Origin of the sequence: Methylobacterium endophyticum, from assembly GCF_050591105.1 — a bacterium.
GTDB lineage: Bacteria > Pseudomonadota > Alphaproteobacteria > Rhizobiales > Beijerinckiaceae > Methylobacterium.
Map to the genome: position 1 here is coordinate 250,858 of NZ_JBNHES010000001.1, position 12,004 is coordinate 262,861.

The following is a 12,004-nucleotide window of genomic DNA, read 5'->3' on the forward strand; positions in this document are numbered from 1 at the left end:
AAGGCAGGTCTCGGGGCAAAGTCGGGATCAATTCGCGGTGTTGCGACCCCGCCACAGCCGCGCTTGCGCCCCTCAGGGCCCCGTCCGGGGCCGGTCCGGCGCGGGCAATTCGGAGGTGTCCCGCGAGGGCAGCGCCGCGTCGCTCTCGTCCTTGAGGCTCACCCCTGTCAGGCCGCGCGCGAAGGCCCGTTCGAGGAGCCAGGCGAGCTTGAAGGCGGCGAGGTCGTGCGACAATCCGGCGGGGCGGACGTTCGAGATGCAGTTGCGCTCGGAATCGGCGCGGCCGGGCCTGGGGCCGAGGGTGAGATACAGGCCGAGGCTGTCCGGGGAGGACAGGCCCGGCCGCTCGCCGATCAGCACCGCCACGGCACGGGCCTTCAGCGCCGCGCCGATGGCGTCACCCAGCGCCACGCGCGCCTGGCTCGCCACCGTGACGGGCGCGAGGCTCCATCCGATTCGTTCCACATGCGGCAGCAGGGCGGCCACCATCCTGGCCGCGCCCTCGTGGACGGCGCGCGCCGAGAGCCCGTCGGCGACGACGAGGGCGAGATCGACGGGACCGGAGGCGGCGCAGGCCAGCGCGGCGGCGCCCTCCTCCGACAGCCGCCGACCGTGGTCCGGCCGGCGCAGATAGGCGGCGCGATCGGCTGCGGCGGAGGCGACCCGAAGCGTCGGCAACCCGAGCGATTCGATCTCGGCCGCGATTAGGGGACCGTCCATGGGCGTGTGCACGGCGTCGCGCGCCTCGGCATGGGCGAGGCCGAATCGCAGGACCTCGGCGGTGGGCAGCCCGGCGCCCGCGCGCCCGAGCCCGATGCGGGCCGGGGTCAGCGCCGCCAGCCTTTCCCAGAAGGCATCCCGGCTGCTCACGCGGCGAGCCCCGGCGCGCCGGCGAGCAGGCGCGGGCCGGCATTACCCGGCAGCAGCGCGCCGTTCGCGTCCGTCAGACCGATTCCGGCGAGCCAGTCCGCGAACTCGGGCGCGCGCTTGAGGCCCAGGACCTCGCGCAGATAGAGGGAATCGTGGAACGAGGTGGACTGGTAGTTCAGCATCACGTCGTCGGCGCCGGGAACGCCCATGACATAGGTGCAGCCCGCCGCGCCGAGCAGCGTCAGCAGCGTGTCCATGTCGTTCTGGTCGGCCTCGGCGTGGTTGGTGTAGCAGACGTCGACACCGAGCGGCACGCCCATGAGCTTGCCGCAGAAATGGTCCTCCAGCCCGGCCCGGACGATCTCCTTGCCGTCGTAGAGATATTCCGGCCCGATGAAGCCGACGACGGTGTTGACCAGCAGCGGCGAGAAGGCGCGCGCCACCGCGTAGGCGCGGGCTTCCAGGGTCTGCTGGTCGATGCCGTGATGCGCGTCCGCCGAGAGCGCCGAGCCCTGGCCGGTCTCGAAATACATCACGTCGTTTCCGACCGTGCCGCGCTTGAGCGACAGTGCCGCCTCGCGCGCCTCCTTCAGCATGGGCAGCGTCACGCCGAAGCCCGCATTGGCCCTCTCGGTCCCCGCCACCGACTGGAACACGAGATCCACCGGCAGGCCCCGGTTCATCGCCTCGAGGGTGGTGGTGACATGGGTGAGCACGCAGGCCTGCGTCGGGATGGCGAGCCGCCCGATCATGTCGTCGAGGAGGCGCAGCAGCGTCCCGATGGCCGAGAGCGAATCGGAGGCCGGGTTGATGCCGATCACCGCATCCCCGCAGCCATAGGACAGCCCGTCGACGATGGCCGCCGCGATCCCCGCCGGATCGTCCGTCGGATGGTTCGGCTGGAGCCGCACGGCGAGCGTGCCGGGCAGGCCGATGGTGTTGCGAAAAGCGGTGACCACCCGGCACTTGCGCGCCACCAGGATCAGGTCCTGATGGCGCATGATCTTCGAGACCGCCGCCGCGATCTCCGGGGTGACGCCGGGGGCGATCCTGGTCAGCGTGGCTTCGTCCGCCGTGAGCAGGAACTCGCGGAAGTCGCCCACCGTCAGATGAGCGATCTCGGCGAAGGCCGGCGCGTCATGCGTATCGAGGATGAGACGGGTGACGTCGTCCTGCTCATAGGGGATCAGCGGCCGGGCCAGGATGTCCTTGAGTGGCACCTCTGCGAGGCAGCAGCGGGCGGCCGCGCCCTCCTCCGCGCTCTCGGCGGCGATGCCGGCGAGCCGGTCGCCGGAGCGGACCGGCGTCGCCTTGGCCATCAGGGAGCCGAGATCGGCGAAGACATGCGTGCGCGGGCCGACGACGTGACGATAGGCCATCGCGCGCTTCCTCTCCTCTTACATCACAGGATCACGGGATCCTGTGACGCGCCGCCCTACAACGCCCCGGCATGCGGCGCCGGCTCCTCCGTAGAGATGGCGTCGACGGTGCGCTCGGCCGGCTCCGGGCCGCCATCCGCCCGGTCGATCCTGATCTGCATGCCGGTCGGCGTCATCTCGCCATAGGGCGTGCAGAAGGCGATCTCGGCGGCGTCGCGCCCGACGCCGATGCGCACCAGACCGTCGAGATGGGCCTGCCGCGTGGCATCGAACAGCCACCAGCGGCCGTCGAGATAGGCTTCGAACACCGCGTGGAAATCGCTCGGCACCAGCCCGTAGGCGTAGCAGCTCACGAAGCGTGCCGGGATCCCGAGGGCCCGGCAGAAGGCCGTGCCGAGATGCGCGAAGTCGCGGCAGACGCCGGCCCGCATCAGCAGGGTCTCGTGGGCCGTGGTCTCGCCGTCGCTGGCGCCGCGGCGATACGCGATATGCTCGTGGATCCAGGTGCAGATGTCGTTGACGCGCCGATGCCCCTTCGGCAGGTGCCCGAACTCGGCCTGGGCGAAGGCGGCGAGCCTGTCCGACGAGACGAAGCGGCTCGGCAGCAGGAAGGGCAGGATGTCGAGGGGCAGGTCGGCGACCGGCGTCTCCTGGATCGTGGCCGGATCGGCGCGATGCACGGTGAGCTCGACCTCGGCGTCGTATTCCAGCGCGAGCGCGCCGGCGGCGACGTTGAGGCCGAGATAGCGGTTCTTCAGATCGGGGGTGACGTAGACGCGCCGGGCGATGTCGGGCGTCAGCGTCAGGGTCTCGTCCAGAATGCGGAGGCTGCGCAGGTGCGCGACCTCGACATTGAAGATGAACACCGTTTCCGTCTTGAGCTCGTAGGAGAGGCTGCAACCCAACTTGAAGCGCATGGGGACCTGTTCCGAACGGGTGGGGACGTCGCGTCAGCCGAGCAAGGAGCGCGCCGGTTCACGACGCGGCGATGACACGCGGCATCAGCACCACGGTCAGCGAGCGCACGCCTTGTGCACCGTGGATGAGCACGCCCTCGATATCGGCGGTGGCCGAGGGGCCTGTATGCAGAACCGCGTAGGCGGCGCTGGCGAAGTCGGCCCTGCGATAGGCGGCCTGGACGTTGGGCAGGATGTCGGCCGGATCGAGCAGCACGATCAGGTGCTGCGCGAGATAGGCCACGGCGTTCACCACCAGCTCGGCCTGCGTGAACAGCACCGAGCCGGTCTCGGCGATGCCGAACACCGCCCGGACCGCCGCCACGTCGACATCGGCGAGGTCGCGCGGGAGCGCGACCTGGGCGAGATCGCGGTTGCCGGGAATCTCGGGGACGGCGGAGGCGATCACCGCCGCCTGGGCGAGCCTGTCGCGCGCCTCCGCCGGGAGGTCCCCGCCCGGTTCCGCCTCGGCGAGGCGACCGCCCATGCGCTTGAGGCGCTCGCCGAACTCGGCCACGAGGTCGGGGCCGACCAGCGGCGCGAAATCGGGCACGTCCGGCAGCGGGAAGTCGCCGGCCGGGCGGTTCCGCCGGATGCGGCCGAGGATGGCCTCGCGTCCGCTCATGGCTCCTCCCCCTCGGCGGCTTTGCCCATGCGGTTGCGCTTGTACCAGGCGTGGAAGCTCTCGCGCGGGGTCTCGGGCATCTCGCGGGCTTTGCCCCAGGTGTTCAGCGGGTTGTAGACGGCGAAGCGCGGCATCGCGCGCAGGACGGAATCCGCCGCGCCGATGGCGGCGCGATAGGCCGCCGGCCGGCTCAGCACCTGCCCCGCCGCCTTCATCATGCCGCGCTTCACGAGGGGGATCTCATGCTCCTCGGAGAGCACCTTGCGCCACGCGAAGATCTGCTCGTGGATGTTGATCTTCACCGGGCAGACATTGGTGCAGGAGCCGTTCATGGTCGAGGAGAACGGCAGGGTGGAATATTTCCGCTTGTTGAAGGTCGGATCGATGATGAGCCCGATCGGCCCCGAATAGGTGGCGCCGTAGGAGAGCCCGCCCGAGCGGCGGTAGACCGGGCAGGTGTTCATGCAGGCGCCGCAGCGGATGCATTTCAGCGAGGTCCAGAACTCCTCCATCCCGAGCCGTTCCGAGCGGCCGTTGTCGACCAGCACGTAATGCATCTCGGTGCCGCTCCGGGGGGCGCGGAAATGCGAGGTGTACTGGGTGATGGGCGAGCCGAGCGCCGAGCGCGACAGCAGCCGGATGAACACGCCGAGATCGGCGGTGCGCGGGATCAGCTTCTCGATGCCGATGGAGTGGATCTGGAGCCTCGGCACGTTGCCGGAGAGGTCGGCGTTGCCCTCGTTGGTGCAGGTGACCACCGTGCCGGTCTCGGCGACGGCGAAGTTGCAGCCGGTCATGCCGGCATCGGCCTCGAGGATGTAGGGGCGCGTCGTCTCGCGCTGGCTCTCGGCGAGGTAATGCGCGTCGTCGTTCGAGGCGTCGGTGCCGAGGGTGCGGGCGAAGACCTCGGCCACGTCCGCCCTCGTCTTGTGCACGGCCGGCATCACGACGTGGCTCGGATCCTCGTCGTCGAGCTGCTGGATGCGCTCGCCGAGATCGGTCTCGATCACCTCGATGCCCCCCGCCGCCATGGCGTGGCGGAAGCCGCATTCCTCGGTGAGCATCGACTTCGACTTGATGAGCGTCCTGGCGCCGTTGTCGCGCAGGATGCCGAGCACGATGCGGTTGTGGTCGGCCCCGTCCTCGGCCCAATGGACATGGACGCCGTTCGCCCTCGCCTGCGCCTCGAACTGTTCGAGGTAGCGGTCGAGATGGCTGAGCGTATGCGTCTTGATCCGGGAAGCGAGATCGCGAAGCTCCTCCCATTCGGGGATGCCGTGGGCGGCGACGTCGCGCTTCCTGCGTACGTCCCAGAGGCGGGCGTCGTGGGCCGCCTGGTGGAGCGGCGCGGCGATGAAGCGCTCGGCCGCCTCCGCCTGGTCGATGGGCCGGTTGCCCTTGACCTTGGCGCCGCGCGGCTGGGCCTCGCGCGCCGCCGCCGCGCCGATCGGCCGGCTCGCGGCCTCCGCATGCGAGAGGCGGCGCCCGTCCTGGCCGCGCGCGCTCTCGTCCGAGGATTTCGCGACCTCCGGGTGGAGCAGCCGGGCGTCGTCCTGCGGCGCGCTCATGCGGCGGCTCCGTTCAGAACCTGCGCGATGTGGATGTATTTCAGCGGCACGCCGAGGCGTTCGGCGCAGCCCTTCTGATGCATCATGCAGGAGGAATCCGCCGAGACGACGTATTCCGCCCCGGCCTTCGACTGATCCGTCACCTTGTCGTAGCCCATCTTGGCCGAGACCGCCGGCTCGAACACCGAGAAGGTGCCGCCGAAGCCGCAGCACTCGTCCGGCCGGGAGAGGTCCACGATCTCGATGCCCTTCACCTTCCGCAGGAGGTTCAAGGGCTTGGAGTAGAAGGGCAGGTTCAGCTCGGAGGGCCGGGCGTGGTGGATGCCGCGCAGGGCGTTGCAGTTGTTGTGATAGGCGACCTTGTGCGGAAACGCGGCCCAGGGCAGCGCCTCGATCTTCAGCACGTCGTGAAGGAACTCGACCAGCTCGAAGGTTTTGGCGCGCACCGCCCTCACCTCCTCCGTCTGCGGGATCGCGGTGAGGTGCTCGCGCACCTGATGGACGCAGCTTCCCGAGGGCGCGACGACATAGTCGAACCCGGAGAAGTTCCTGACGAACAGGGCCTCCGTCGCTGCGGCCTCCGCGTGGCAGCCAGTATTCGTCATCGGCTGCCCGCAGCAGATCTGGTCGAACGGGTAGGACACGTCGAGGCCGAAGCGTTCGAGCAGCTCGAGGGTGGCGATTCCCACCTCCGGCTCGAAGGCATCGACATAACAGGGAACGAAGAGCCCGATCCGCATCGCCCGTGCCTACCTCGCGGTTCCGCCGGTGTCCCCGGCGCCGACCTCGACCAGGAGCTTGCCGAAATTGCCGCCCGTGTAGAGGGCGTCGAGATATTCGAGCGCGCGGTCGAGACCCGGCCGGACGTCCTGGCGCGTGCGGATGCTGCCGTCGGCCATCCATCCGCCGAGCGCGGCCAGCGCCTCGGCCCAGCGGCCGGCGAAATCTGTGACGATGAAGCCGTGGATCGAGAGGCGCCTCATCAGGACGAGGCGCCAGTATCCCGAATCCTCGCGCTCCTCGGTGTCGTTGTAGCGCGAGATCAGCCCGCACAGGACCACGCGGCCGTGGAGCCGCATCCGGCTCACCACCGCGTTCATGACCGGGCCGCCGACCTGCTCGAAGTCGATGTCGATGCCGTCCGGCGCCAGCGCGTCGAGGCGCGCTCCGACATCCTCGTTGCGGTAGTCGATGGCCGCGTCGAACCCGAGCTCCTCGGTGAGGAAGCGGCACTTCTCGGGGCCGCCGGCGATGCCGATGACGCGGCATCCCTTGAGCTTGCCGATCTGCCCCACCACCTGGCCGACGCCCCCGGCGGCGGCGGAGACCACCAGCGTCTCGCCGGCTTTCGGCCGGCCGAGGTCGAGGAGCCCGAAATAGGCGGTCGGCCCGACGAGGGCGAGGACGCCGAAGGCGACCGACAGCGGGACGCCCGGCGGCAGTTCGATCCTGTTCAGTCCGCCGCCATCCGTCACCATCAGGTCGGCCCAGAGCCCGAAGCCGGAATAGAGATCGCCCTCGGCCACCCCGTCCTTGCGGCTCTTCACCACCCGTCCGGCGACGAGCCCGCGCATCGGCGCGCCGAGCTCGACGGGGGGCATGTACTGCTCCGCGTCGCTCATCCAGATCCGGTTGGTCGGATCGAGCGAGAGGTAGAGCACCTTCAGCAGGAACTCGCCCTCCGCGAGGTCGGGCACGGCCTCCTCGCCGAAGACCATGTCGCCCTCGGCGACGGAGCCGACGGGGCGGCGCGCGAGGCGCCAGATGTGACGGGTCGCAACCATGCCTCGAACGTCGCCTTTCCCTTCGGACCGTCGTCTCGCGTCGTGGATCGCAGTTTGGGACGGTTCCGAAGAGAGAGCTAGCGGATGAGGTTCGTCTTGGCGAGATCGAGAACGGAATCGCCCCGTCCGCTCATCACCGCGCGCAGCACGTAGAGGCTGAAGCCCTTCACCTGCTGGCCGTCGATCTTGGGCGGCATGGAAAGCTCGTTGCGGGCGACCACCACGTCGAGGAGCGCAGGCCCGTCATGGGCGAGCATCTCCCGCGCGGCCGATTCCAGCTCGGCCGGGTCCTCCACCCGGACCGCGTGGATGCCGGCCGAGCGGGCGAGCGCGGCGAAGTCCGGGTTCTCCAACGAGACGCCCGTCTCCAGATAGCCGGCGGCCTTCATCTCCAGCTCGACGAAGCCGAGGGTGCCGTTGTTGAAGACCACCACCTTCAGCGGCAGCTTCTCCTGGCGCAGGGTCAGCAGGTCGCCCATCAGCATGGCGAATCCGCCGTCGCCCGAGAAGGACACCACCTGGCGGCCGGGCTGCGCGGCTTGCGCGCCGATGCCCTGCGCCATGGCGTTGGCCATGGAGCCGTGGACGAAGGAGCCGAGCAGCCGCCGCTTCCCGTTCATCCGCAGGTAGCGTGCCGCCCAGATCGTTGGCGTGCCGACATCGGCGGTGAAGATCGCGTCCTCGCCGGCCGCTTCGCTCACCACCTTGGCGAGGTATTGCGGGTGGATCACCTTGGCGCCCGACTTGAGGCCGAGCCAGCTCTTGCCGGGCTCGCCGGCGGCGAGCTCGTCCAGCCCCTCGCGGGCCGATTTGTAGTGCTTGAGGCTGGCGTCGAGCCAGGAGCGGTCCTCCTTGGCCCGGAGCTTCGGCAGCAGCGCCTCGATGGTGGCGGCCACGTCGCCGACGAGGCCGAGATCGAGCCGGCAGCGCCGCCCGAGCTGCTCGGGCCGCAGGTCCACCTGCGCGATGGAAGCCCCGGTCGGGTAGAACTGCTTGTAGGGGAAATCGGTGCCGAGCATCAGCAGCGTCTCGCAGCCGGCCATGGCGGCATAGCCCGAGGAGAAGCCGATCAGCCCGGTCATGCCCACGTCGTAGGGGTTGTCGTGCTCAACGAATTCCTTGCCGCCGAGGGCGTGCACGATGGGGCTCTTCAGGGTCTCGGCAAGCCGCAGCAGGCCCGCATGAGCCCCGGCGCAGCCACGTCCGCACAGCAGCGTGATGCGCGAGGACCCGTTGAGGAGCGTCGCCAGGGCGTCGAGATCGGCCTCCGCCGGGCTCACGCGGGGCTTGGGCGGGATCAGGCCCGGATTGGGCGAGACGGCGCGGGCGGGCGCGTCCTTGAGCGCCACGTCGCCGGGGATGACGATAACCGCTACGCCGCGTAGCCCGATGGCGGCGCGCATGGCGCTCTCCAGCACGTAGGGAAGCTGCGCCGGGTTCGAGACGGTCTCGCAGTAGTGGCTGCACTCGCGAAACAGCGCCTCGGGCCGCGTCTCCTGGAAATAGCCCGAGCCGATCTCGGCGGAGGGGATCTGCGCCGCGATGGCGAGCACGGGGGTGCGCGAGCGGTGGCAGTCGTAGAGCCCGTTGATGAGGTGGAGGTTGCCCGGCCCGCAGGAGCCCGCGCACACGGCGAGCTTACCGGTGATCTGCGATTCCGCTCCCGCCGCGAAGGCGGCCGTCTCCTCGTTCCGGGTATGGACCCAGGCGATCTTGCCGCGCGCCCGGATCGATTCGGTGATGGCGTTGAGGCTGTCGCCCACGACGCCGTAGATGCGGGCGACGCCCGCCTGCTGAAGGGTCTCGACCATCAGGTCGGCGACGTTCTCGATGCGCATGGTCCGGCTCCTGACCCCCAGAAGCCGAACCCCTTCGCGGGGACGCCGTTCCCGCAGTGCAGCAACAACTCAGGCCGGAATGTCAGCCTGGCCGCGTGCCACCACGGCGAAGAGGTCGGCGAGGGCGGCGAGGCTCGCGGCCTGAAGCTGCGCCGCCGGCACCACGGACCCGTCCAGCGCCGGCAGGTCGCGCGTCGCGGTGGTCGAGGCGACGACGGTGGGGTTGAATCCTAAGCTGAAGGCGCTGCGCGCCGTCGAGTTCACGCACATATGCGTCATGAAGCCGGCGACGATCACGTCCCTGATGCCGGCCCGCTCCAGGCGCTCCTGGAGGTCGGTGCCGACGAAGGCGCTCGGCGCCCCCTTGGTGATCACCGCCTCGTCGGCGAGCGGCGCGACCTCGTCGCTGATCTGCCCGATCGGCGCCGACACGTCGTAGGGCGAGCCCGCGCCGGCATCGTGGCGGACATGGATGACGAGGCTGCCCGCCTCCCGCGCCCGGCGAAGGAGCGCCTTCGCCTCCGCCACGGCCGGCTCGACATTCGCGAGCCGCATGACGCCCTCGCGATAGGTGTTCTGAAGATCGATCATCAGCAGCGCCGAACCCGTCAGCCGGGCCGGCTCCGTGCTCAGCCCCGACAGGCCGCGCAGGGTCTTGAGGTCGCTCATCGTAGGGTCCTCCCGCTCGTTTCCTCGGCGTTCGGGCGACAGGACAGGCCCGGCTCCCCTCGGTCAAGCCGACTTTCGGCCCGCCGGACCGGACGCGAGCCGGCGGCATAATGATGCCGATCCGGCCGCCGATCCATGCGCCGGACGCGGGGAGTTACACCGCGACAGGCGATATCTGTCGGCCGACGCGTTAGCTTGATTGAATACAATCGGCACTTCTGTTCATATCGCCGCTTAGAAGAAGACCAATCTGGGCAGGAAAGATGCCGCGCCACGAACCCTGGAACGCGACCCGCGCCGCCGACATCATCGCCGAGCACGCGCATCTCGAAGGCGCCACGCTGCCGATGCTGCACGCCCTTCAGGAGGCCTTCGGCTATGTCGACGAGGGGGCGGTCCCGCTCATCGCTGACGCCCTGAACCTGTCGCGCGCCGAGGTGCACGGCTGCATCACCTTCTACCACGATTTCCGCCGCCACCCGGCCGGGCGGCACGAGGTCAAGCTCTGCCGCGCGGAAGCCTGCCAGTCGATGGGCTCCGACAGGCTGCACCGGGAGGTGCTGGAGCGCCTCGGGATCGACTGGCACGGCACCACGCAGGATGGTGCATGTACGGTGGAGCCGGCCTATTGCCTCGGCCTCTGCGCCAACGGCCCGGCCGCGATGATCGACGGTGAGCCGCTCGCCCGCGTGACGGCCGATTCTCTTCAGGCGGCGCTGGCCGAGGCCGGCCCGGAGGTGCGCCAGTGAGCATCACCCTCTACGTCCCGCGCGATGCCGTCGCCCTCGGGCTCGGCGCCAACAGGATCGCCCGCGCGCTGTTCGCGGGCGCCGAGCGTCGCGGCCTCGACGTTACCATCGTGCGCACCGGAACGCGCGGCCTGCTCTGGCTGGAACCGATGGTCGAGGTCGGCACGCCGGAAGGCCGCGTCGCCTACGGCCCCGTGACGCTCGCCGATGTCGATGCCCTGCTCGATGCCGGGCTCGTGAACGGCGGCGAGCACGCGCTGCGCCTCGGCGACCCGGAAAAGATCCCCTATCTCGCCCGGCAGCACCGCCTGACCTTCCACCGCTGCGGCGTGGTCGATCCGGTCTCCGTCGAGGACTACCGGGCCCATGGCGGCTATCGCGGCCTGGAGGCGGCGCTGAAGCTCGATGCCGAGGGCATCGTCGCGGCGGTGCGCGATTCAGGGCTTCGCGGACGCGGCGGCGCGGGCTTCCCCGCCGGCATCAAGTGGAACACGGTGATGCTCGCGCGTGCCGAGCAGAAATACGTGGTCTGCAACGCCGACGAGGGCGATTCCGGCACCTTCGCCGACCGGATCATGATGGAGGGCGATCCCTTCAACCTGATCGAGGGCATGACCATCGCCGCCGTCGCCGTGGGCGCGACGCGGGGCTACATCTACTGCCGCTCCGAGTATCCGCAGGCGTTCCACACCCTGCGCGAGGCCATCGCCAACGGCGTGAAGGCCGGCGTGCTCGGCGAGAACGTGATGGGCTCGGGCAAGGCCTTCCATCTTGAAGTGCGCATGGGCGCGGGCGCCTATATCTGCGGCGAGGAGACCTCGCTGCTGGAGAGCCTGGAGGGCAAGCGCGGCATCGTGCGCGCCAAGCCGCCGATCCCGGCGCTCAAGGGCTTCCTGGGCAAGCCGACGCTCGTCAACAACGTGATGACCTTCACGGCCGCTCCCTGGATCCTCGAGAACGGTGCCAAGGCCTACGCGGAATACGGCATGGGCCGCTCGCTGGGCACCCTGCCGATCCAGCTCGCCGGCAACATCAAGCATGGCGGCCTGATCGAGTACGCCTTCGGCATCACCCTGCGGCAGGTCATCGAGGATTTCGGCGGCGGCACGGCCTCTGGACGGCCGGTGCGCGCCGTGCAGGTCGGCGGCCCGCTCGGCGCCTACTTCCCCGAGAGCCTGCTCGACACGCCCCTCGATTACGAGGCGATGGCGGCCAAGAAGGGGCTCGTGGGTCATGGCGGCATCGTGGTGTTCGACGACACCGTCGACATGGCGAGCCAGGCGCGCTTCGCCTTCGAGTTCTGCGCGGCGGAATCCTGCGGCAAGTGCACCCCCTGCCGCATCGGCGCTACGCGCGGCGTCGAGACCATGGACAAGGTCATCGCCGGCATCCGGCCGGAGGCGAACCTCAAGGTCGTCGCCGACCTCTGCGAGACCATGACCGATGGATCGCTCTGCGCCATGGGCGGGTTGACCCCGATGCCCGTGATGAGCGCGATCACGCATTTCCCCGAGGATTTCCAGCGGCGTGGCGATCTGCCCGCCGCCGCCGAGTAAGGAGGCGTCG

At 69.8% G+C, this 12,004-nt stretch carries 11 protein-coding genes; 2 read left to right on the plus strand and 9 right to left on the minus strand.

Annotation, left to right across the window (positions count from 1 at the left end):
- Positions 1–72: 72 nt before the first annotated feature.
- From eutC to ACP56T_RS01155, 9 genes are all read right to left on the minus strand, one after another.
- Entirely contained in the window at positions 73–870 is a 798-nt protein-coding gene (gene eutC / locus ACP56T_RS01115) for an ethanolamine ammonia-lyase subunit EutC (protein WP_430910284.1), read from the minus strand.
- The gene (locus tag ACP56T_RS01120) at positions 867–2,249 is read right to left on the minus strand and encodes an ethanolamine ammonia-lyase subunit EutB (protein ID WP_430910285.1); all 1,383 of its coding nucleotides are present in this window, start codon (positions 2,247–2,249) and stop codon (positions 867–869) included. Before ACP56T_RS01120 ends, eutC begins: the two co-directional genes overlap by 4 nt.
- A 56-nt stretch (positions 2,250–2,305) precedes the next feature.
- Entirely contained in the window at positions 2,306–3,166 is an 861-nt protein-coding gene (locus ACP56T_RS01125) for a transglutaminase-like domain-containing protein (RefSeq protein WP_430910286.1), read from the minus strand.
- Positions 3,167–3,224: 58 nt separating this feature from the next.
- Positions 3,225–3,830: a LutC/YkgG family protein gene (locus ACP56T_RS01130; protein ID WP_430910287.1), complete on the minus strand. Its 606-nt coding sequence runs from the start codon at positions 3,828–3,830 to the stop codon at positions 3,225–3,227.
- Positions 3,827–5,398, minus strand: a complete 1,572-nt coding sequence (locus ACP56T_RS01135) for a lactate utilization protein B (protein WP_430910288.1) — start codon at positions 5,396–5,398, stop codon at positions 3,827–3,829. Before ACP56T_RS01135 ends, ACP56T_RS01130 begins: the two co-directional genes overlap by 4 nt.
- Positions 5,395–6,138 (minus strand): (Fe-S)-binding protein, encoded by a 744-nt coding sequence (locus tag ACP56T_RS01140; RefSeq protein ID WP_430910289.1) that lies wholly within the window; start codon positions 6,136–6,138, stop codon positions 5,395–5,397. Before ACP56T_RS01140 ends, ACP56T_RS01135 begins: the two co-directional genes overlap by 4 nt.
- 9 nt (positions 6,139–6,147) lie before the next feature.
- Positions 6,148–7,182, minus strand: a complete 1,035-nt coding sequence (locus ACP56T_RS01145; protein WP_430910290.1) for an NADP-dependent oxidoreductase — start codon at positions 7,180–7,182, stop codon at positions 6,148–6,150.
- Positions 7,183–7,259: 77 nt separating this feature from the next.
- Positions 7,260–9,020 (minus strand): ubiquinone-dependent pyruvate dehydrogenase, encoded by a 1,761-nt coding sequence (gene poxB / locus ACP56T_RS01150; RefSeq protein WP_430910291.1) that lies wholly within the window; start codon positions 9,018–9,020, stop codon positions 7,260–7,262.
- Positions 9,021–9,089: 69 nt separating this feature from the next.
- A complete protein-coding gene (locus ACP56T_RS01155; RefSeq protein WP_430910292.1) occupies positions 9,090–9,689 on the minus strand; it encodes a cysteine hydrolase family protein in 600 nt (199 codons plus the stop codon).
- Positions 9,690–9,952: 263 nt separating this feature from the next.
- On the opposite strand from ACP56T_RS01155, the gene ACP56T_RS01160 reads away from it, so the two are divergent.
- Positions 9,953–10,438 (plus strand): formate dehydrogenase subunit gamma, encoded by a 486-nt coding sequence (locus tag ACP56T_RS01160; RefSeq protein ID WP_430910293.1) that lies wholly within the window; start codon positions 9,953–9,955, stop codon positions 10,436–10,438.
- Positions 10,435–11,994, plus strand: coding sequence for a formate dehydrogenase beta subunit (locus ACP56T_RS01165; RefSeq protein ID WP_430910294.1), 1,560 nt, complete (start codon positions 10,435–10,437; stop codon positions 11,992–11,994). Before ACP56T_RS01160 ends, ACP56T_RS01165 begins: the two co-directional genes overlap by 4 nt.
- Positions 11,995–12,004: the final 10 nt, after the last annotated feature.